Raw genomic sequence first — 20885 nt, 5'->3', positions numbered from 1 at the left:
TTGTTTTTCTTTAATACTGATTGTTTAATAGCATTTTTTGCATCCATCTTAAGTTATAAAAACGATCTTCGTCTTGCAATTTATTGTTTTTGTATGCGTCTATGATTTCATTTATCGATTCAGCAACATTCTTAGATGGCTTAAAGCCTGCATTAAGCAGCTTTGATGAATCTACACGATATGATCTTGGATCATTAGATTCTTTGATAGTTATCGGTACATTTAATTTTGATTTTATTAAAGAAGCTATATCCATTATTGAGATATTTTCAAACCCTGCATTATAAATACCAGAAATCTGCTGATTATCTATCAAAAATAAATAAATATCAGTAATGTCATCGATATGGATATTTGGTCTTGTTTGCTCACCACCTAAAACAGTAATTTCATTTTTATTTAAGGCTTGCATTGTTAGCAAATTAACAGCGACATCAAGTCTCATTCGTGGTGAAAGACCACACACAGTAGCAGGCCTTACAATCTGTATTATCATGTCTTCTTTGTAACTAAGAAGGACTCTTTCAGATACCATTTTATTTTTATTGTATTCTGAGATAGGATCTAGATCTAGATCTTCAGTGACATTAATTTCATCTTTAACACCATATACACTTCCTGAAGAGGCATATATGATTTGCTTAACACCACTCTTAGAAGCAAAGTCTGCTAGCCTCATAGTTGACAAAGCACCTACCTCCCAGCTTAACTTTGCATCAAGTTCAGAGCATGGGTCATTTGCAACTGCAGCCAAATGAATTACCAAATCAATACCATTAAAATCATTAATATTTAGGTCACGAATATCTTTTTTTATAACCTCTAAATTTTCATGATTATCTAAGTAATTACCAAACCATTGAATGTCAATAACTTTGACGTTAAAATTTTTCTTTAAAAGTTTTGGGACAAGAACATGGCCTTTGTAACCACATCCACCGGTCACAAGGATATTCATTTCAAACTAGCTCTTTCTTCTCTTAAAATAATTCTTTTTTTCTCAGCCTTTTTCATTGAATTATCATCCTGTTGACCTGAATGAACAACTACTTTAGGAAATTTTTTATTTAAATAATCAACAGAAAAATTTCTAATATCTTCCAATTCTTTTTCACTGTATGCATCATCTTTATATTTCCATGCAGGAAGGTCTGGTGACAACTCAATGGAGTACACAGCAATCTCATCATAATGAGCACCTGCAAAATCCAACGAATCTATTAATTCAGTCCTATTTTCGGTGGGCCATCCCACAATCAAATCAGTTCTTAAAATTACTCTTGAATTTACTCTGCGAACTTCCCTTAAAAAATGACCAAGTCCATCAAAATGAAGTTTTCTATTCATCATTTTTAAAATTCTTTCAGAGGTGGATTGTATAGGTGCCTGAATATCAGTAACTCGTTTATTTTGAAACAAAGGTAACAAGTCTTCATGAAATCTATTCATACCACTCGCGTTAAATTGAGCAACATGGACCTCAAAATTATCATTGATACTTAGAACTTCTTCTAGGAGTACTGCAAAATTACTTTTAAATTCGAAACCCCAGAGTGAGGTTTCCATTCCCATTAAATTAATTACGTTAGCACCTTCATCAAGTGCAGTACTTATTTGCTCTTTAATCTCATTTATAGGTCTACTTCTTCTATTACCTAAACCAGGTTTGTGTGTGCAGAAGGTACAAAAAAAAGCGCATCCTTCGGCGATGTTAATGAATCTTTTTTGAAGGTTATAATCCCTGTAGTCCTCCTTTCTTCTAAATACAGATTGTGCCGGAATACTATCGAGCTTGATTTTAAAGTCTGGAAATAATTGTTGAATTTCGTCGAAAGAAAATGGTTTATCACTTTTGGTTCTTACAGTTGCACCATTCCAAATTTCGTCAACCTTTTTTTTATGGGCATCAACAACGCAGCCCATAACAATCATATCTGATTTAGCATTTTTAACTTTTCCTTGTAAGTTTTTAATTCGATCGTAAGAATTATTTTCTAAAAGTGACCAACCATTACAGGTCATGCATATTACTTTATCTGATTGTTCAATATCATCAACAATCTCACAACCGTTGGCATAAAACCACTTCTGAACTCTTGCAAGATTAAGCTTTTGTGTGGTGCACATATCATCTTCAGATATATAAATTTTCATCTTTAAATTGTATCATCACTTTGAATTATCAAATACAGGTAGCAAACTATCTTTATCAGAAATTATTTTAGGAGTAAATGGAAACTTAATATTAAGTTTTTTATCATTCCAATTTATCCCTGTGGCATGATTTTTGCTGTGAATTTTGTCCATTGAATAATAGACAGTTGAATTTTTTTCTAAAGTCAAAAAACCATGAGCACATGATTTAGGTATAAATATTGCATAATTATCTTTTGAAGATAGTTTCATCTGGAACACTTTACCAAATGTTTTAGAAGATTTATCAATATCGACAATTATGTCATAAATTGAACCATTTAAACAAGATATTATTTTATTTTCAGCGAAAGGTGGTTTTTGATAGTGTAGTCCACGAAAAATACCTTTATCATTATTTAGTGAAATGCTTGACTGCTTAATGTCAAAATTTAACTTATCCTTGCAAAATTCTTTATCAAAAACTCTCGTGAACAAACCCCTGTTATCAGAAAAACTATTTAACTCTATAATCAGACAGTTGTGTATGTTTGTTTCATCAATTATTTTCATAAACGTGTTAAGTTTTGGTCACATAAATAAATATCAACTTGTTTTGAAATTTTTTGTCTAATAATGTTTGAAATCTCAGATCCTAAATTCCAAGGAATTATAAAAACCACATCAACATCTTCATCTAAAAATAGATCATCAACTGAGTTAATAATAATATTTGTACCAGGATAATTAAAACCAACCTTATTTGGATTTGAATCAACTATGTAACTTAAAGTATCTGAATTAATATTGGCATAATTAAACAATGTTACTCCTTTTGCAGCAGCTCCAAATCCGACAATTTTTTTATTATTCTCATTCAAGCTTTTTAAAAGATTATTTAACTTGTTTGCGTAAAGATCAATATTTTTTTGAAAATCTTTATAACCATGCAAAGTATTTAAAGAATTTTTACATTCGTTATTCAAGCAATCTTTAACAGCATTTGTAGTTTTGTGAGTTGATTGAAGATGAGAAACAAAAATTCTTAAAGATCCGCCATGCGTACTAATTTTTTGAACATCAAAAATATTTAAATTATATTTTTTAAAAATTGTTACTAAAGCTGTTAGAGAAAAATAATAATAATGTTCATGATAAATTGTATCAAATTGTACATTGTCAATTAAGCTTTTAAGATAAGGAAACTCTATTGATATAACACCATTTTTATCGAGTAAAAAACTCAATCCATCAACAAAGCTATTGATGTCTGGAACATGGGCAAGAACATTATTTGCAATAATAAAGGATGCTTTTTTATAATTTTCAACAATAAATTTTGATGTCTGTTTATTAAAATATTTTAGCTCGGTTTTAATACCATTTTGAATAGCTTTATTTGCAACACTTTGTGATGGCTCAATACCCAAATATTCTATATTTTGTTTTTTTACAAATTGGAGTAAATATCCATCATTACTGGCAATTTCAATAACAAATTCAAGATTTTTTTTAAACCTCTTACACATAAAATCAACAAAGTTCTGTGCATGTTTGACCCAGCTAGTAGAATATGAAGAAAAATAAGGATAATCAGATTTGAATATGAGATCATGATTTAAAAAATCTCCAAGCTGCACAAGCATACATTCCTGGCAAACAAAAACATTAAGTGGATATTTTGTCTTATTAACGCTTACCTCCTCAGATTCAAGATTGTTAGCTATTGGTGAAGTTCCAAGATCAGCAAACTTAAAATCAAGTTCACTTTTACAAAAACTGCATTTTTTATCAATCATTGATTTTTTTTATATATGCCGAGGGCCAATAAGTTACATGTTGCTTTATGTTGCCTTCGTTAAAGGATGGTAATCTTAAATCAATTTCATAATTTTTATTATTTTTAACAAAATCCTCAGCAGCATTTGCAGGATTATTTGTTTGCCAATCTGGATTGGACCTAGGAGCTCCTACAAGGTCTCTTTGGATTCCATCCATTGCAACGATATATGAACCCTTTGTGATTAATTTTGAATACATTTCTAATTCTTTATAAACATGATCGTATGTGTGCTTTCCATCCAAAAATACCATAACTTTGTCAGATTCTTTTATAAAGTTTTTTGCTTCAAAAAATACATTATCTGAAGTGGAATTGCCTTGAATTAATTCAATTTGATCAAACATCTTATGTTCTTTTATGGCTTTTAAATTTTTCTCTCTAATATCTATATCAATACCAATCACTTTTCTTCCACCATAAGTTTTTAATAGAGTAGAGTTGAAAATCAATGACCCTCCATGAGCTATTCCTATGTCAATAATTACATCTGGTTTCACTTCATATATTAACTCTTGAAGCCTAATAATATCATCAGGGAGCTGAATAATCGGTCGACCAAGCCATTTGAATGAATAGACATATTTATTATCCCAACCTAGACGCAGATAGGCCTGAGCTACTGCATTAAAAGCTTTTTCAGTTGAAAACTTATGTGTGTAAGAATTATGACTTTCAAGAATTTGTATCTCTTCATTTTCAAAATCTATGATTAGTTTATTCATTTATTTTTACCGTAAAAATAAAAGCCATTTGAATTCATATAGTTTTTTTTAACAGATAATTTATCAAAATTACTAATCAATAAAGCTAATTCTTTAATTTCCTTGTCTGTTCCTCTTATGCCACCAAGCAATCTATAGATAAAAGAATGTCCTTTAAAAAATTCGATTTTATCAAAATTTTTCTCTAAAGCCTCTATCATATCCTTCCCATTGGACTCGTTATCATTAGGTGATTGTCCAATCTCATTCTTGTCTTGTTCTTCTACAAACTCGTAGTGTATATCGTCTATCAATGAACTAAATTTATCAACATTAAAATTAGTTTCATAAAACTCTTTTGGATCATACCAATGACCTGTGATTGAAAGAATGCTTCTAATTAAAGCAACAATTGAGGCATCACTTTTATGCCATAAATCATGGCATGGCTCGTAGCACATAAGGTCACCATTTTTTTTTAGTATAGATTTACATTTTTTAATAGTTCTATTAAGATCAAGCATGTGATGGAGTGACACGCTAAAAAGAATCACATCAAATTCCCCAGCTACATCCTCCAAAGAACAAACTTCATATTTAAGTTTACCAAACCCTTCAGTATATTCATTTTGTTCTAATACTTTCCTTGCCTCTTCTATACATTTCTCGGAAATATCAATCGCATATACATCATATCCATTTCGGGCAAGCTCTAAAGACATATATCCAGCACCGCAACCTACATCAAGAATTTTACATCCTCTAAAAGAATGTTTATCTAGCATTTCTAAATAATTTTTATTAATCTCGCCAAGATAAAGATCGACAAAAAGTGGATCTCTCCAAAAACTTTTATAAAAATAATCGCATTTAACAATTTTTCGGAGATCAGGTATGAAACCCATTTTTACTCTTTCTGATATTCTGCTATCAAAAGCTTTAGCCTCTGCTAAAAGATGCTTTTCCATATTAAATCCATTCTAAGTTTTTATTGATATATTTTTTACTTATTAAGAAATTTAAGTAACTCAATCTGCTAAATTTACTATTACGAAAGTTCAGATCTTCAAAACTTGAATTACTAATTTCATCTACCATTTCTTTAACAACATCAGTTATAGATAGAAAATTGATTTCGTTATTTGTGTAATTTTTTAACTTTGAAAAATCAACTTTATAACTTCTATTATCAACCGCTTTGTTATCTTTAACATAAACATTATTATGGCCACAAATTTCTGCGACCTGGTTGGCCAAATCAATTATTTTATAGTTCCATTCATCCGAGCCAGAATTGAAACAATTGTAGAATTCTGTTGAGTCATGTTTTATGAAAAAATTAATAACTTTAGACATATCCAATACAGAAATCAAAGGTCTATAAGATAGACCGCTACTCAATAGATCAATTCTATTACTAAGGATAGAAGATAAAACAAAATCATTTAATACTAAATCAACCCTAAACCTTTTGCTCCAGCCACATGCCGTTGCAAACCTTAGAGAGATGGCTTTAAAATTTTCAGATGTAACATTTTTGAGGTAAGTCTCAATATGAATTTTTGATTTAGCATATATGGTAAGGGGATTAACAGGATCTAGCTCAGACCTCTTTTTACTTCCCAAGTCACCATAAACACTGCAACTTGAAGCAAATATAAATTTTTTAACACCATATTTAATACAGTTATCAATAAATTTCTTTGTAGATTTAATATTAATATCATCTGTGACCACATTAAATTGATTACCAATTGGATCATTAGAAATTGCCAATAAATTAACAACAACATCAAAACCTTTGTCAAGAATGGCTGGATTAAGATTTCTTATATCGCAAAAAGTAATATCGTTTAAAAAAATTTCATTCTGAAAATCATCATTAAAATTACAATTAGCAAAGTAACCGTTATCTAAACCATAAAGAATATAATTCTCGTTCTTAAGTTGATCAATTAAAACTGAGCCAACATAGCCTAGAGCACCAGTTATTAATATTTTTTGTTTCATTTTTGGTATTTATTCAACTCTCTTTTAATAAAACAAATCTTTTTTGTTAATAAAAAATTTTTTATATATTCATTTTTATCAAAATAAATATGTCTTTTTTGAAAAAAAAACATGCAAATATTTATAAAACTATTATTTATCTTTTTTACTAAACTAATAAATTTAAACCAAATCTTATCTAGAATTATTGTAGTTTTTTTTCCTTGTTGAATATTACTTTTTGGTATCAAGAAATTTAAATGAGATCTGTGCATGGAATTTATTTCATCTTTATTTAAAATTAATTTATGTTCCTTCATAAGGTAATTTAAAAAAATTTGGAAATATTGAAAATAATTTTCTAAGTAATTTTTTGGATTCTTTTCAAACCAAGCTAAGGTTTCCCAATCATCTCTATTTATATCTGCTTCAGTAACAGATTGTCTAGCACCGAATATATTTCCAATATCAAATACCTTTCCAGAAATTAATGTAGCAGTTGATTGAAAAATTTCTGAAAAGCATAAGGACTTATTTTTTATTAAATATTTGAAAGTTTTCTTAATAGTTGATGTTTTGTGTGTTCCATACAAAAGACTTCTATAGCTTATAAATAAATTACGAATTCTATTTATGGCATATTGATCTGTTAGAGCACTATTGGGATATTCGGTATTTAATGAGATATGTCCGTTTTCATGCACAGAAAAGTTGATAAAAATACCTGTAGCACTAGAAAATTGAGTATCTTTTTTCAAAATGTCAATTGACCGAATAATAGAACGGAGGAAAATAATATCATCATCCGCACAGATTGATACAAAGTTTGTTTTCACTTTTTCAAGGGCAAGGTATATCTTTTTATTAACATCAATTTTATTTGAAAATTGATAATACGATACATTTTTTGCATTAAGCCTATTAATAAAGAGCTTATTTTTTTTTAAAATATTTTCATTACTTGAATCTGCAATTACGAAATTAAAAAATTTGAAAGAATCATCATTTAGGTAATATTTAATAAGCCTTACAAGAAAAGAATGTCTATTAAATGTTGGAATGATTATTGTTGATTCTAAACCCATATTTTCCATGGCGCCATATCATTTAACCATAAATTATTAAGAACTTTTAAATCTCTAAGGGTATCCATTGGTTGAAAAAATCCATCATGTTTATAGGCATTAAGTTGACTGGCTTTTACAATTCTTTCTAATGGTTCTTTTTCCCAAACTTCATTTTTCTCACTGATGAAATCAAATATATTTTTATTTAAAACAAAAAAACCACCATTTATCCAACTATTATCACCATCAGGTTTTTCTTTAAAATCTGAAACAGAATTATTTTTTTTATCTAGTTGCAATGCTCCGAACCTAGCCGGAGGTCTAACAGCTGTAATTGTTGCTAATTTTTTATTTTTTTTGTGATGATCAATCAGAGAATTAACATTTACATTTGCAAGACCATCGCCATAGGTTAATATAAAATCATCATGAATTAAATGTGATATTTTTTTTAACCTCTCTGCTGTCATAGAATCAATTCCAGTATCGACAATCTCAATTGACCAGTCATCAATATTTTTTTTCAAAATATCAACTTTATTTTTACTAAGATCAATTTTTAAATCAGAATTAATTAATGAATATTTTAAAAAATAATCTTTAATCTGTTGAGACTTATAACCTGCGCAAATAACAAAGTCTTTTAAACCAAAATAGGAAAAATATTTCATAAGATGCCATAAAATTGGTTTTCCGCCAATCTCTACCATTGGTTTTGGTGTATTAACTGTCTCCTCAGAGAGTCTAGTTCCAAATCCACCAGCTAAAATTACGACTTTCATCATCAATCGAATCCTTTAAAATATTTAAAAATACTAATAATGTGCATAAATAAATGTTTAAGTGATTTATAAGATTTATTTTTTGAATTATGGATAATATTAACATCAGGTACTACCCTAATAACAAATTTATTCTTTTTGATTCTTCGGCATATGTCAACATCTTCCATATATAAAAAGAATCTCTCATCGAATCCATTAACAACAGAAAAAATATTTTTATCAAACAACATAAAACAACCAGATATCCAATCAATATTATTAAACTGACAAGCTAAATGAATATTCTTTTTCAAAAGTAAATAATCTTTTATTTTAGGGAATTTTCTAGGATGTACTATTTTATTATTCGTAATTATATTTCCAGTAACTAACCCACACGGCATAATCAATTTAGATAATAAATTCTGAAATTTAAAAGTAGTCGGAAAAATAATATCTGGATTGATAACTAGAAAATATTGTGTATCACAAAACTTAAATGCTTTGTTGTGATTTTCTCCAAAACCCTTAACTGATTTATTTTTAATAAATTTAAAAATAAATGGGTATTTTTCAAAATTAGATTCAGAAATATTCTCTGGTGTATTTATTGTGATGACTATCTTAGCAATACATTCATAATCAGCACCAAGTAAAGAGTCTAGTAACAAAAATATCTCATCAATATTTTTGTGACTAACTATCGATAGTGTTAAATTTTTAATATTTTTCAAATTTGATCAATTTTCTCTGCAACATATTCACCGATAGGTAAACATGATGTAGCAGCAGGTGAAGGTGCGTTAATCACAAATAATGTTTTTTTTGTATTTTCAAAAATAAAATCATGAGCTAATGTTCCATCATTCATGACAGCCTGAGCTCTTATTCCAGAACGATAATGTAGTAAATCATGATTAGTTAACCCTTTAAAATATTTAGAACATTTATTTAAATAATAAAATTTAAAGAAAGATGTTAAAAGTTCATCAAAAACAAATTTTTTATTTTTTAATAAAAGTTTCCAAAAACCTTTATAGAAAAGAAAGTCAAACATATCTTTAAAATTAAATATGAATCGCTCATAATTTTCTCTAGAAAAATTGATTGAAGCATTAGGTCCAATAATCATTGAGTCATTAATAGTTTTAGTAAAATGAATACCAAGAAATGGGACATTATTTTGTGGAACAGGATATATAAGATGCTTAAAAATATTTGAATATCTTTTACTTAATTTAAAATAATCGCCTCGAAATGGAATAATTTGTAACCCTGATTCAATACCAATCTTCTTAGCCAGGCGGTCTGATTGCAAACCACCGCAAGAAATTATTTTATGTGCTTTAATAGCATTACCTACTTGGTCAACAAGTCTTACAAATTTATCATCTTCATTTATCTCTTCAACCAAAAAATCATATCTTACATTTCCCCCAAATATTTTAAATTTTTCTAACAAAATATTACCAAAATTAGCCCAATCAATTATTCCTGTCTTTGGACTCAAGATTGCTTCATTGCCAATTAAATTTGGCTCAATTATCTTTAATTTTGATTGAGGAATAAGTTTAAGAGAAAGTCCATTTTTATTTGCATTGTCATATAATTTATGTAGATCATCAGCCTCAGTGCTATTGGAAGCAACAATTAACTTTCCACATCGATCAAACTTTATATTATTTTTTTTACAAAATTCGTAAGTTTTCTCAAGACCAAGTTTACAAAATTTAGCTTTTTGTGAACCAGGGGAATAATATAATCCAGCATGAATAACACCACTGTTTCGTGATGATTGATGATAGAGGGGCTTTAATTCTTTTTCAATTAATATGACTTTTGACTTTGGATGTTTTTTTAATAGATTATAGGCAACTGAAATCCCAACTATACCTGAGCCAATTACTGCATAATCAAAGATCATTTTTTAATTCTGACGAAAAATTTGAAAAACTTACACCGTTAAAATCTTTATTTGAAAGTGAGATTTCAATTTTTGGCCAAGGAATATTTAAATCAGGATCATTCCAATTAATAGTTATTTCAGATTGTGGATTATAAAATTTAGTTGTTTTGTAAACAAAATCAACTTCCTTTGACATTACTAGAAACCCGTGTGCGAATCCTTCAGGAATCCATAATTGTTTTTTATTCTCAGAACTTAGATATTCAAAAGCAAAATTCCCAAAAGATTGAGACTTTGGTCTTAAATCAACAGCAACATCAAAAACTTCACCACTGATCACCCTTACCAACTTTCCTTGTTCATAAGGGTATTTTTGATAATGTAGGCCTCGCAAAATACCTTTTGTTGATTTTGAATGATTATCTTGCACAAAATCTATTTTTTTGCCAACAATATCATCAAAAGTGTTTTTATTGTATGACTCGTAAAAAAAACCTCTATTATCTTCAAATAAATCTGGTTCTATAACAACCAAATCTGGAATTGAAAGCTTGTACGATTTTGGCATAGTCAATAATTAAAAATTAAATAAATACTTAGGTAAATCATATTTTACATATATTTAATTTTTTGAAAAAAAAATATGTTGATATGTACAAACATACTTGTAAAGCAATTCCTGTAAAAGATAAAAAAATACTATTAAGTACATCAAAATACGAAATCCACAAAAATGGGAAAAACCATAAAGGTAGAAGAATTATAGATGTTAGGGGATTAGCAAATTTACTACTAAGTCTTTTATTTAGAAAGTTATAAACTAAATGGTGTAAATGATTATTATCAGGTGAAGTTAATCCCTTTCTTAAATAAAATCTTCTGAGTGTTGAAAATAGAAGCTCAAATATTGGATAAAAAAGAATTAAAACTGCAATCCATGAATTTATTAATAAATTATTTTTTGCAAAAAAATCAATAATTAGAGTGCTGAGAATAAATCCTGCAAAATAGGATCCCAGATCACCCATAAAAAATTTGGATATTGGGAAATTAAAAAAAAGTTGAATCAAGTAACATAATAATAAAAATTGAAAAATACTCTGGAAATATGGGTCATTAATTTTGATCGATAATAAAATCAAACTCATTAGTATCGAAATACAATTAAAAAAAGCTAAGCCATTAACTCCATCTACAAGATTAATACTATTACATAGAATATAAATACAAAATATAAACAAAATATAGTTTATAAAAGGATAATTGTTTATAAAATAATTAAGTATTGGTAATTCAATAGTTGGGTAATCTTTAAGAAAAAAGATTACAAGAAAAGAGGCAGATAAAATTAAAAAAATTGATCTAATTAAAGGGCTAATTTCAATAAAAAAGTCTTCAAATAAAGATATGCATACAAACGGGATTGATATCATCAAGACCATAAAAATATAATTACTGAAAAAGAATAAATTATTAAAACTAATAAACAATAAGAAGATAAATAAAGAAAGACCAGCAATTCTAGGTATGTATCCAAAATGAATTTTTTGAATAGCATCGTAATTTCTATAAAATTTTAAAAATGATTTGAAATTAGAAATACGGATTAGAAAAAAATTCAAACCTATAAAAAATAAAAAGATATAAATATTATTTAAAAAAAGATCACTCATTTTATCTTCGATATATAAAATATTTCTTTATTCTGATTAAAGAATCATCGTCCACTTTTACTAAACCCATGCTATATAAATCATATTTAACCTCCGAATCAAACACAAAAAAACTATACTTATTATTTTGTAGATCATCTTGGCTAAGTGGATTTACATAATCATAATTATCAAAGTAAAATCTTATTTTCATATTATCAATAAATATCGATTCAATTTTTATATTGTTGCTAATAAACCAATCAACAATCTCTTTCTCCTCATTTAATTTTTGTTTATCAAAAGAAATAAATAAAACATTTATTAGAATAAATAAAGAAAACAGATAGTGTATTAATTTTTTTTGTATTTGAAAAAATAAATAGTGAATACCGATACTGTGAAAAATGAAAAGAACAATAGAGCTTAAAATTAAATATCTAGAAGAAATTACATTTGATGAAAATAAATTTAATAATGGAGGAACAAGTGTTACACAAAAAGCTGATAATAAAATCACCTTCAATTTTTTATCGAGTAATCTTGATTTAAATGATAGAGAAATAATTAAAATATTTATTACACCTATTAAATTTAAAAGTTTATAAGTGAATAGTGAGGAATAAAATGAAACTTTTAGTAAGAGTGGATTATCTTTAATCAACTCTATTAACCATTTATCATTTGAAGATAAATCAAGAGGGTTAAAAATAACACCAATCCTTTCTATAATTTCATTTATCCTATGAAAATAAATTTTATTAGAAAAATAAAAGTAGCTGAGCAAGGTAATAATTACAAAAAAAATAAAAATATAGTTAATTATTTTTTTATATGGAATTTTAAAGTTATGTTGCTTAAATATATTTGCTAACAATACAATTGTTAGCACTAAAAAAGAAGATAATGCAAAAAATAATCCTTCAGTTCTAAATAGAGATGCAAGTACAAAAAACATTATCGAATAAATTAAAAAAAATGGTTTTCTTTCTAAAAATGATTTTAGATAAAAGAATATCCCGCCAATACCAGCAGCCCAAAATCCCGGTTCTCTAATTATCATAGGTAGATACTTATCAAATAGTTGATAAAAACAAATTAAACTTATTAATGATATAAAATTAGCTAATTTATCTTTTAATAAAAGTCTTATTATTGAAGAGAAAAAAAAGAAAAATATTAAAAAAAATATTAAAGTAATTAACTTTGCTGCTAAAAATAAATCAATAAAAAAATACTTAGAAAATAAAAAAATTAAATTAGGAAAGAATAAATCCACATTCAATTCAATTGCTTTTTCAATATTGCCAGCACCAATAAGATTGGCAATAACAAGATAACCGATGCCGTCATTATTAATATAGTTATTATTTAAATACAATAGGAACAATGTATAAATAAAAAATACTAAAAAAGGAGTAAATCTATATATGTTTTCTAGATTTCTTTTTTTAAAATAACCTAAACAACTCATAAATAGTTCTCTTTAAAAAATTTAAATGCATCTTTGCAAATATCTTCAATTGATTTAGTTGCTCGCCAACCTATTTGTGAATATATCTTGCTTGTATCGGCAAATGAAATACCGATATCTCCCAATCTTCTTTCTGAAAATTTATAATTAATTTTTACTGAATTAACATCTGCAAAAGTATCCAAAATTTGTTTAACAGTGAAACCAGAACCAGTACCTACATTAAAAACATGGATTCCATTTGTATTTTCAAGAAAAGTCATTGTTGAAACATGAGCATTTGATAAATCAACAACATGAATAAAATCTCTTATAGGTGAACCATCAAATGTATTATAGTCACTACCGAATATTAAAATTTCATCGTTATTTAATATGCTCTTAAATATCATTGGAAATAAGTTGCTGCTTTCTTTTTTTATAAAATCACCAATCAATCCAGACTTGATATTTCCTGCAGGATTAAAATATCTGAGTATACCAACACTAAAGTTATTGTTTTTATGATTTTCTTGTAAAAATTCCTCGCATTGTAATTTAGTTTTTGCATAAGGATTACTATAGCTAAGCGTACCACTCTCATTCACAGGATATTTATTTGAGAAGTCATAAATAGCTGCTGATGAGGAAAATATAAAAGACCTTACATTATGTTTATCAGATAAGCTAAAAATATTTTTTAAGCCAACAACGTTATTTTTATAATACAAATCCGGATAATTAAAAGATTCAGGAATTGATTTTAAGGCTGCTAAATGGATAACAGAATTTATTTTATATGATTCAAATATATTGTTAACATCTTCATAATTTGTAATATCTACATTGAAAAAAATAATATTTTTATTAAATTTGCTTGATATGGATTTTATTTTATCCAAAGTCTCAATTGAAGAATTACTTAAATTATCGACTATGACAACATTATGCTCGTTATTAATTAAATCAACAGCAATATGACTACCTATATATCCTAAACCACCTGTAAGAAGGGTGAAATTCATATTAAATTTTTAAAAAAATTAGGAGCGATATAAGAAGAATTAAAAATCTACCTAAAATTCTAACTAAAATACTCTCAAAAAAAACAAGATTTAAATTAGAACTCTTATCAACAGCTTTGGAGATCTTTGGGTCTAGGCAAAAAACTATATATGTAGTTGCTATTGAAGACACAACAGGGTTAAGCTGAACAATCCAAAGAGCAGAATCACTAAAAATAAAAGCAATAAAATTCAATATAAAAGGAGATAATAAATATATTGAAAAGGCAAAAATTCCAATATAGAAACTAATTTTTTTAAATAAAAGAAAAAAATTGTCTTTTAAAAAATTAAAAAAAAGGTTATTTCTTATAAAAATCCAAAATTGAATAAATGATAAAACAAAAGTAATACAAACTGCTGAAATAAAACAAAACACAAACTCATTTTGTGTAAATCGCGTTAAGCCAACACCTAAAAGTGGTGGTGTAATAAAAAATATAGATCGTGTAATATAGAGATATTTGCTTCTTTGTGTATATGCCGTAGCAATGTTTTTTGATGTTATTTTTTTATAAAAAATATTTAAATTAATATGATTATCAAGATAAACTACAAAAGTCTGTATAGACAAGATTAAAATGAACATTGCATCAAAATAAAATAGATTCATATAAACATAATACAATGAAATCAAACCGGAACTCAAAATACAAAAACAAAATTTTAATTATCCTTACAAGTGGCAGATCGGGTAGCAGTCTAATTTCAAAATTTTTTGAGTGTTTCAACTACAATTCTGGAGAAACACTAAAAGTCAGTTATTTGATTGATAAAATTAAAAAAAGCAACCCTAAAGGTCATTATGAAAATATTCATTTATTGGGAACAAATGAATATATCTTAAAAAAAAATAATTTTGTGTGGTTTAGTATTCATCGAAAAATTAAAAAAAAATACTTGAATCTAATTGACACGAGTGTTAATAAAATTATCTCTAACAGTGAAGGGAACATACTGCTTAAAGATCCTAGAATGTCTACTCTTGCTCAATGCTGGCATGAGGTTTTAATAAAAAAAAATTATGAAATTGATTATTTATTTCTTTACAGAGATCCTAGCGAGTTCATTCATAGCATCACAAAAAGAGACTTCATTCCTTTTGACGAAGCTGAGGGTTTGTGGCTTAGCGATAATCATTCAATCCTAAAATTTTTGAAAGATAAAAAATTTTATTCGTTATGTTTTAATGATTTTGTTAATAGCAAAGAAAGGTGTTTAAAAAATATCGAAAAATATCTTCAAATCACTCATGACACAGAAAAATTTTCTAGATTCAAACAACACTTTTATAATTCATCTTATTTAAGATCTTCCAATCAAAAATTTAACCTTTCATCTGAAACTATAGCTCTTTATAAAATTCTAAAAAAACTACCTTTGATTAATAATTCTTTCAAATTCGACAGCAAAGAAAAGTTAATTCAAAAGCAAATAAAAAAAATCTCCAAAAAACAAAATATTAGTTTTTCTTTTAAGATAAGAAAATTTATTTACTTTATAAAATCCTTCCTTAGACCTTTATATTCAAATCATAGATTTTTTTTATAAAATTAATTTAGTAGTGATAGAAGGTAATCGCCATAATTATTATTTTTATAAGATTTGGCAATTTCACTTAACTGAGAAGAGTCAATCCAACCTTGGCGATATGCTACCTCCTCCGGGCACGCTACCTTTAATCCCTGACGATTTTCAATAGTAGAAATAAACTGTCCCGCATCCAACAGAGAGTCGTGTGTGCCAGTATCTAGCCAAGCATAACCACGGTCCATGATCTCGACACTTAAGTTTTTTTGAGTAAGGTAGAGTTTATTGAGATCGGTAATTTCCAGCTCACCTCGCGGTGAAGGTTTGAGACTCTTGGCTAGTTCAACCACCTGCTCGTCATAAAAATAGAGGCCAGTGAGCGCATAACTGGATTTAGGTTGAGTGGGTTTTTCTTCTAAGGAAATCACTTGGTTGTTGCCATCAAATTCAGCCACGCCATAACGTTCCGGATCATGCACGTGATAGGCAAACACCGTTGCCCCAGTTTCTCTTTTGTCTGCTGACTGGAGTAATTCTTGTAAATCATGACCGTAAAAAATATTGTCGCCTAAGATGAGAGCTGACGGATCATCGCCGATAAATTCTTCGCCCAATAGAAAGGCTTGGGCTAACCCATCCGGGCTGGGTTGGATCTTGTATTTAAAATTCACTCCCCACTGCGACCCGTCACCCAATAAAGATTCAAATCGGGCGGTATCTTCCGGGGTAGAGATAATCAAGATATCCCTCATACCGCCAATCATGAGTGTGGTGAGTGGATAATAAATCATCGGCTTGTCATACACTGGGAGGAGTTGTTTGGAGATGGTCTGCGTCACAGGATACAGTCTTGTGCCAGAGCCTCCCGCCAAAATTATGCCCTTACGCTTCATGTTTTTCCTCCATATTAAACTTTATATTTTTATCTCTCACAGCAATAAGGTCCGGATTGAGTATTTGATTAATATTATAAACCAAGGGTTGGTAATCTAAGGTATAGATCTCACCCCCAGTCTCTTTTAAAATCGCGTGACCGGCTGCCATGTCCCAGAGCGAGGTTGGACCGAACCTTGGGTAGGCGTCGGCCTTTCCTTCCGCTAATAGTGTTAATTTTAAACTCGATCCAGCTGGTACAGTTGTTGCTTGATGCAGATTAATAAAGGCTTCGGTTTTTTCATTCAGGTGCGATCGAGACACCGCAAAGATCTGAGGTGAATGATTTTCACGGGTTTGTTTGGTTAGCGTCTGCGTTTGATTGTTTTGTGTCTTAAACGCACCCTCGCCTTGTAAAGCCATGAAAGTTTCATTTGTTACTGGAACATGAATCACGCCTAAGATGGGTTGATGATCTTCGATCAGGGCGATGTTCACCGTAAACTCGTCATTTTTTTTGATGAACTCCTTGGTGCCATCCAGGGGATCCACACACCAGAAGGTATCGACCTCGCCGCCAAGTAAGAAACCTTCCTCACTAAGGATAGGAATATCTGGGGTGAGTTGCTTGAGGGTTTTGGTGATGATCTCATGGGAAGCTTCATCTGCTTGGGTCAGTGGGCTCTGATCACCCTTGGTTTGGATACCCACGTCGTCCTGCTGGTAAATCTGAAGAATCGCACGCCCGGCTTCTTCAGAAACACCTTTCACTTGGTCTAATAACTCCAAACTCCATCTAGTCACATCAGACCAACCTTTTGTAAAATCATGTGCACGCATTCATCCACTGTTCTATTTTCGGTGTCGATGATGATGTCTGGGTTATCGGGTGCCTCATAAGGCGAGTCAATACCGGTAAAGTCTTTGACTTCACCCTGTCGGGCTTTTTCATAGAGACCCTTGGTATCACGCTGTTCGCACTCTTTGAGTGAGGTTGAGACATAGATCTCTTTAAATTGATTGTCTTTAAAGCGACTTCTCGCCCAGTCACGTTCTTTTTTAAACGGAGAGATCAAGCCGACGATCACAATCAATCCCGCATCGACCATCAAATTTGCTGCTTCGGCTGCTCGCCTAACATTCTCATTGCGGTCGGCTTCTGTGAAGCCTAAATCTGAATTAAGACCATGGCGCAAGTTATCCCCGTCCAGGATATAAGTGTGCTTACCTTTTTTATTGAGTTCTTGTTCTAACGCGTTTGCTAAGGTTGATTTCCCAGCTCCCGACAGACCCGTCATCCATAGACACATCGGGCCCTGCTGTTTGATGTTCGCGCGCTCGGTTTGCGTTAAGGCAAAGTGTTGAAATTGTATATGCTTATCCATGAATAATCTTTTGTAATTCTTTCGACCAATCGTTCAAAGTTAAATGAAACGATTGTTTGATTTTAGCATTGTTTAAGATACTGTTTGCGGGTCGTTTGGTTTTTGTTGGGAACTCATGGGTTTGAATCGCATATAAATTATCCAAATCAAATTGCAGGCTGGTTTGGCTCATAATGGCTTGAGCAAACTCGTACCAGGAGCACGATCCATCCGGCACCAATTGATAGACCCCGGTATTGATGTCTGTAAGTTGCGGGATGATCACTTTGATTTGCTCGGCAATAAATTGGTTTGAGGTCGGGACGCCTGTTTGGTCTGCCACGACTTTCAATTCATCGCGCTCTTGGCTCAATCGCTTCATGGTGAGGTAAAAATTATACCCAATGTTCGAATACACCCAACTCGTCCTAAAAATATAAATTAATCCACCCACTTCCTGGACCGCCTCCTCACCCGCACACTTGGACTGACCATAAACGCCTAACGGATGGGTGGGATCATCCTCCACATAAGCCGCTTTTTTTTCACCATCAAACACGTAGTCGGTGGAGAAGTGGATGAGCGGGATATTGTATTCACGTGCTTTTTCCGCCATCACCTTGGGTGCGTCTCGGTTTATTTTAAAAGCCAACTCGGGCTCGTCCTCGGCCTGATCGACTTTCGTATACGCTGCGGGGTTGATAATGAGCTCCGGTTGATGATGGTCGATGACCTCTTTTATTTGATCTAGGTTAGTCAGGTCGCAGTCCTGCCGGGTTAAGCCGATCAATTCATGCTCGGTGAGTTCTCGCATGAGTGCATGACCCACCTGACCTTTGACACCCGTAATGAGGATCTTCATGAATAGTTTTTATTGAGCCAGTGTTGGTACTCACCCGACTGAACATGAGCGACCCACTCCTGGTTATTCAGGTACCACTGGACGGTCTTACGGATCCCGGTCTCAAACGTTTCTTCCGGTTTCCAGCCGAGCTCATTACTAATCTTGGTGGCGTCAATCGCATAGCGGCGATCGTGCCCAGGTCTATCTTTAACAAAAGTAATTTGATTTTTATACGACTTGCCATCATCGCGGGGTTTGAGTTCGTCTAGTAAATCACATAAGGTATACACTACCTCAAGATTCGCCTTCTCATTCCAGCCGCCGATGTTGTAGGTCTCACCTACAACACCCTTCTCCAATACAGTTGCAATACCTTTGCAGTGATCAACCACATAAAGCCAGTCACGTACTTGCTGACCGTCGCCATAGATTGGTAAGTCCTGGCCTTGCAGGGCCTTGAGGATACACAGTGGGATGAGTTTTTCGGGGAAGTGATAAGGTCCGTAGTTATTGGAACAATTGGTCGTTAAAACTGGCAAGCCATAGGTGTGGTGCCAGGCACGGACCAAATGATCTGATGCCGCCTTGGAGGCACTGTATGGGCTGTTGGGTTCGTAGGGATTTGTTTCTTTAAACGCCGGATCAGTTGAACTTAAGGTACCATATACCTCATCGGTAGATACATGCAGAAAACGGAATTGTTTTTTTGAATCATCGCTCAAGGTATTAAAAAATGATCGAGCCTCTTCCAGCAGGCGATAGGTGCCCATAATGTTGGTCTGTATAAAGTCATCCGGTCCATGGATGGATCGGTCCACATGACTCTCCGCCGCAAAATTCACAACCGCACGGGGCTGGTGTTCTTGTAATAATTTAGCCATCAGTGTTGAATCGCCAATATCACCTTGCACAAAAAGATAGTTGGTGTTTGATTCAACTGATTTTAAATTCTCAAGGTTACCCGCGTAGGTCAATTTATCTAACGCGATGACTTTTTCGTTATTGTTAGCAAGCCAATTTAAAACAAAATTTGAGCCGATAAATCCGGCCGCGCCGGTGACGATGATGCTCATACTTTTAAATGTAATCCTTCTTCAATGAGGTCACACAAAATGTGACCGATGGTGATGTGCATTTCCTGGATGCGCGCTGTTGTATTGGAGTTAATGACAATAGCCTCTTTCACTAAAGATAATGCTTTGCCCCCACCCTTGCCTAATAAGCCAACAGTGGTCATCTGTTTTTGATTGGCGAGTGCTAGGGCGTTGAGTACGTTCTCACTATTACCGGAGGTGGTAATACCCACCAACACGTCCCCCTTAACTCCCAATCCTTCCACCTGGCGTGAAAATATATGTTCATAACCATAATCATTAACAATACAGGTCATAACCGCAGAATCTGCATTCAGTGATATTGATTTAAGGGCTTTACGATCCCCGACAAAACGGCCGACTAACTCCCCTGCTAAATGTTGTGCGTCAGAAGCGCTGCCACCATTCCCGCACCAAAAGATGGTGTTTCCATTCTGTAAGGCCTGGATCATCTGGTTTGCCACTGTTTCGATTTGAGGAGCTAATAATTTAAGGGTGGATAATACGGTCTGGTGCTCTTGGAGGTGTTGGCTAATAATTTTGTTCATAACACATATTATAACCAAGGAATTAAATTCGATCATGAATCTTTTTGACAAAAAAAACCA

At 31.0% G+C, this 20885-nt stretch carries 23 protein-coding genes; 1 reads left to right on the top strand and 22 read right to left on the bottom strand.

The annotated features are described in order from the left end of the window. Nucleotides 1-10: 10 nt before the first annotated feature. The 16 genes from QFA95_RS02815 to QFA95_RS02740 form a co-directional block, all read right to left on the bottom strand. Nucleotides 11-958: an NAD-dependent epimerase/dehydratase family protein gene (locus QFA95_RS02815; RefSeq protein ID WP_486463319.1), complete on the bottom strand. Its 948-nt coding sequence runs from the start codon at nt 956-958 to the stop codon at nt 11-13. After that, the gene (locus QFA95_RS02810; protein ID WP_486463318.1) at nt 955-2154 is read right to left on the bottom strand and encodes a radical SAM protein; all 1200 of its coding nucleotides are present in this window, start codon (nt 2152-2154) and stop codon (nt 955-957) included. The genes QFA95_RS02815 and QFA95_RS02810 overlap by 4 nt, the downstream gene beginning before the upstream one ends. A 15-nt stretch (nt 2155-2169) precedes the next feature. Continuing rightward, a complete protein-coding gene (locus tag QFA95_RS02805) occupies nt 2170-2706 on the bottom strand; it encodes a dTDP-4-dehydrorhamnose 3,5-epimerase family protein (RefSeq protein WP_486463317.1) in 537 nt (178 codons plus the stop codon). Then, nucleotides 2703-3932, bottom strand: coding sequence for a class I SAM-dependent methyltransferase (locus tag QFA95_RS02800; RefSeq protein ID WP_486463316.1), 1230 nt, complete (start codon nt 3930-3932; stop codon nt 2703-2705). Before QFA95_RS02800 ends, QFA95_RS02805 begins: the two co-directional genes overlap by 4 nt. After that, nucleotides 3925-4698 carry a cephalosporin hydroxylase family protein gene (locus tag QFA95_RS02795; protein WP_486463315.1) on the bottom strand — a complete coding sequence of 258 codons (774 nt, stop codon included), beginning with the start codon at nt 4696-4698 and terminating at the stop codon, nt 3925-3927. The genes QFA95_RS02800 and QFA95_RS02795 overlap by 8 nt, the downstream gene beginning before the upstream one ends. Continuing rightward, a complete protein-coding gene (locus QFA95_RS02790; RefSeq protein WP_486463314.1) occupies nt 4695-5645 on the bottom strand; it encodes a class I SAM-dependent methyltransferase in 951 nt (316 codons plus the stop codon). Before QFA95_RS02790 ends, QFA95_RS02795 begins: the two co-directional genes overlap by 4 nt. 1 nt (nt 5646) lies before the next feature. Next, complete coding sequence (locus tag QFA95_RS02785) at nt 5647-6687, bottom strand: NAD-dependent epimerase/dehydratase family protein (protein ID WP_486463313.1); 1041 nt, start codon at nt 6685-6687, stop codon at nt 5647-5649. Further along, nucleotides 6684-7760 carry a TIGR00180 family glycosyltransferase gene (locus QFA95_RS02780; protein ID WP_486463312.1) on the bottom strand — a complete coding sequence of 359 codons (1077 nt, stop codon included), beginning with the start codon at nt 7758-7760 and terminating at the stop codon, nt 6684-6686. Before QFA95_RS02780 ends, QFA95_RS02785 begins: the two co-directional genes overlap by 4 nt. Continuing rightward, entirely contained in the window at nt 7742-8515 is a 774-nt protein-coding gene (gene rfbF / locus QFA95_RS02775) for a glucose-1-phosphate cytidylyltransferase (protein ID WP_486463311.1), read from the bottom strand. Before rfbF ends, QFA95_RS02780 begins: the two co-directional genes overlap by 19 nt. A gap of 2 nt (nt 8516-8517) precedes the next feature. Next, entirely contained in the window at nt 8518-9231 is a 714-nt protein-coding gene (locus QFA95_RS02770; RefSeq protein WP_486463310.1) for a glycosyltransferase, read from the bottom strand. Next, nucleotides 9228-10421 carry an L-2-hydroxyglutarate oxidase gene (gene lhgO, locus QFA95_RS02765; RefSeq protein ID WP_486463309.1) on the bottom strand — a complete coding sequence of 398 codons (1194 nt, stop codon included), beginning with the start codon at nt 10419-10421 and terminating at the stop codon, nt 9228-9230. The genes QFA95_RS02770 and lhgO overlap by 4 nt, the downstream gene beginning before the upstream one ends. Next, nucleotides 10411-10971 carry a dTDP-4-dehydrorhamnose 3,5-epimerase gene (rfbC, locus tag QFA95_RS02760; RefSeq protein ID WP_486463308.1) on the bottom strand — a complete coding sequence of 187 codons (561 nt, stop codon included), beginning with the start codon at nt 10969-10971 and terminating at the stop codon, nt 10411-10413. Before rfbC ends, lhgO begins: the two co-directional genes overlap by 11 nt. Nucleotides 10972-11008: 37 nt before the next feature. Next, entirely contained in the window at nt 11009-11836 is an 828-nt protein-coding gene (locus QFA95_RS02755; RefSeq protein WP_486463442.1) for an MraY family glycosyltransferase, read from the bottom strand. Between the two features lie 241 nt (nt 11837-12077). Further along, the gene (locus QFA95_RS02750) at nt 12078-13529 is read right to left on the bottom strand and encodes a hypothetical protein (protein ID WP_486463307.1); all 1452 of its coding nucleotides are present in this window, start codon (nt 13527-13529) and stop codon (nt 12078-12080) included. Then, nucleotides 13526-14533, bottom strand: coding sequence for a UDP-glucose 4-epimerase GalE (gene galE, locus QFA95_RS02745; protein WP_486463306.1), 1008 nt, complete (start codon nt 14531-14533; stop codon nt 13526-13528). Before galE ends, QFA95_RS02750 begins: the two co-directional genes overlap by 4 nt. A gap of 1 nt (nt 14534) precedes the next feature. Further along, a complete protein-coding gene (locus QFA95_RS02740) occupies nt 14535-15185 on the bottom strand; it encodes a hypothetical protein (protein WP_486463305.1) in 651 nt (216 codons plus the stop codon). Between the two features lie 14 nt (nt 15186-15199). Between QFA95_RS02740 and QFA95_RS02735 the strand changes: the two genes are divergently transcribed. Next, on the top strand, nt 15200-16123 hold the full coding sequence (locus QFA95_RS02735; protein ID WP_486463304.1) for a hypothetical protein: 924 nt from the start codon (nt 15200-15202) through the stop codon (nt 16121-16123). Nucleotides 16124-16125: 2 nt separating this feature from the next. Here QFA95_RS02735 and rfbA read toward each other — a convergent pair whose 3' ends face one another. From rfbA to QFA95_RS02705, 6 genes are read right to left on the bottom strand one after another with little or no spacing between them, the layout of a single operon-like run. Then, entirely contained in the window at nt 16126-16995 is an 870-nt protein-coding gene (gene rfbA, locus QFA95_RS02730; RefSeq protein ID WP_486463303.1) for a glucose-1-phosphate thymidylyltransferase RfbA, read from the bottom strand. Continuing rightward, entirely contained in the window at nt 16985-17815 is an 831-nt protein-coding gene (gene cysQ / locus QFA95_RS02725; RefSeq protein WP_486463302.1) for a 3'(2'),5'-bisphosphate nucleotidase CysQ, read from the bottom strand. Before cysQ ends, rfbA begins: the two co-directional genes overlap by 11 nt. After that, nucleotides 17776-18360 carry an adenylyl-sulfate kinase gene (gene cysC / locus QFA95_RS02720; protein ID WP_486463301.1) on the bottom strand — a complete coding sequence of 195 codons (585 nt, stop codon included), beginning with the start codon at nt 18358-18360 and terminating at the stop codon, nt 17776-17778. The genes cysQ and cysC overlap by 40 nt, the downstream gene beginning before the upstream one ends. Next, nucleotides 18353-19201: a dTDP-4-dehydrorhamnose reductase gene (rfbD, locus tag QFA95_RS02715; RefSeq protein ID WP_486463300.1), complete on the bottom strand. Its 849-nt coding sequence runs from the start codon at nt 19199-19201 to the stop codon at nt 18353-18355. The genes cysC and rfbD overlap by 8 nt, the downstream gene beginning before the upstream one ends. Continuing rightward, complete coding sequence (rfbB, locus tag QFA95_RS02710; protein ID WP_486463299.1) at nt 19198-20256, bottom strand: dTDP-glucose 4,6-dehydratase; 1059 nt, start codon at nt 20254-20256, stop codon at nt 19198-19200. The genes rfbD and rfbB overlap by 4 nt, the downstream gene beginning before the upstream one ends. Continuing rightward, nucleotides 20253-20825, bottom strand: a complete 573-nt coding sequence (locus QFA95_RS02705; RefSeq protein ID WP_486463298.1) for a D-sedoheptulose-7-phosphate isomerase — start codon at nt 20823-20825, stop codon at nt 20253-20255. The genes rfbB and QFA95_RS02705 overlap by 4 nt, the downstream gene beginning before the upstream one ends. Nucleotides 20826-20885 lie beyond the last annotated feature (60 nt).

Source organism: Candidatus Methylolitoribacter marinus, from assembly GCF_051853155.1.
Lineage (GTDB): Bacteria > Pseudomonadota > Gammaproteobacteria > Burkholderiales > Methylophilaceae > BACL14.
Note: the sequence above shows the minus strand (reverse complement) of the source record. Positions and strands in the feature narration are given on the sequence as shown.

Excerpts from the sequence above, each read along its gene's own strand:
- QFA95_RS02815 (WP_486463319.1), bottom strand. The coding sequence starts at position 958 with ATGAATATCCTTGTGACCGGTGGATGTGGTTACAAAGGCCATGTTCTT.
- QFA95_RS02810 (WP_486463318.1), bottom strand. The coding sequence starts at position 2,154 with ATGAAAATTTATATATCTGAAGATGATATGTGCACCACACAAAAGCTT.
- QFA95_RS02805 (WP_486463317.1), bottom strand. The coding sequence starts at position 2,706 with ATGAAAATAATTGATGAAACAAACATACACAACTGTCTGATTATAGAG.
- QFA95_RS02800 (WP_486463316.1), bottom strand. The coding sequence starts at position 3,932 with ATGATTGATAAAAAATGCAGTTTTTGTAAAAGTGAACTTGATTTTAAG.
- QFA95_RS02795 (WP_486463315.1), bottom strand. The coding sequence starts at position 4,698 with ATGAATAAACTAATCATAGATTTTGAAAATGAAGAGATACAAATTCTT.
- QFA95_RS02790 (WP_486463314.1), bottom strand. The coding sequence starts at position 5,645 with ATGGAAAAGCATCTTTTAGCAGAGGCTAAAGCTTTTGATAGCAGAATA.
- QFA95_RS02785 (WP_486463313.1), bottom strand. The coding sequence starts at position 6,687 with ATGAAACAAAAAATATTAATAACTGGTGCTCTAGGCTATGTTGGCTCA.
- QFA95_RS02780 (WP_486463312.1), bottom strand. The coding sequence starts at position 7,760 with ATGGAAAATATGGGTTTAGAATCAACAATAATCATTCCAACATTTAAT.
- rfbF (WP_486463311.1), bottom strand. The coding sequence starts at position 8,515 with ATGAAAGTCGTAATTTTAGCTGGTGGATTTGGAACTAGACTCTCTGAG.
- lhgO (WP_486463309.1), bottom strand. The coding sequence starts at position 10,421 with ATGATCTTTGATTATGCAGTAATTGGCTCAGGTATAGTTGGGATTTCA.
- rfbC (WP_486463308.1), bottom strand. The coding sequence starts at position 10,971 with ATGCCAAAATCGTACAAGCTTTCAATTCCAGATTTGGTTGTTATAGAA.
- QFA95_RS02755 (WP_486463442.1), bottom strand. The coding sequence starts at position 11,836 with ATGATATCAATCCCGTTTGTATGCATATCTTTATTTGAAGACTTTTTT.
- QFA95_RS02750 (WP_486463307.1), bottom strand. The coding sequence starts at position 13,529 with ATGAGTTGTTTAGGTTATTTTAAAAAAAGAAATCTAGAAAACATATAT.
- galE (WP_486463306.1), bottom strand. The coding sequence starts at position 14,533 with ATGAATTTCACCCTTCTTACAGGTGGTTTAGGATATATAGGTAGTCAT.
- QFA95_RS02740 (WP_486463305.1), bottom strand. The coding sequence starts at position 15,185 with ATGAATCTATTTTATTTTGATGCAATGTTCATTTTAATCTTGTCTATA.
- QFA95_RS02735 (WP_486463304.1), top strand. The coding sequence starts at position 15,200 with ATGAAATCAAACCGGAACTCAAAATACAAAAACAAAATTTTAATTATC.
- rfbA (WP_486463303.1), bottom strand. The coding sequence starts at position 16,995 with ATGAAGCGTAAGGGCATAATTTTGGCGGGAGGCTCTGGCACAAGACTG.
- cysQ (WP_486463302.1), bottom strand. The coding sequence starts at position 17,815 with ATGCGTGCACATGATTTTACAAAAGGTTGGTCTGATGTGACTAGATGG.
- cysC (WP_486463301.1), bottom strand. The coding sequence starts at position 18,360 with ATGGATAAGCATATACAATTTCAACACTTTGCCTTAACGCAAACCGAG.
- rfbD (WP_486463300.1), bottom strand. The coding sequence starts at position 19,201 with ATGAAGATCCTCATTACGGGTGTCAAAGGTCAGGTGGGTCATGCACTC.
- rfbB (WP_486463299.1), bottom strand. The coding sequence starts at position 20,256 with ATGAGCATCATCGTCACCGGCGCGGCCGGATTTATCGGCTCAAATTTT.
- QFA95_RS02705 (WP_486463298.1), bottom strand. The coding sequence starts at position 20,825 with ATGAACAAAATTATTAGCCAACACCTCCAAGAGCACCAGACCGTATTA.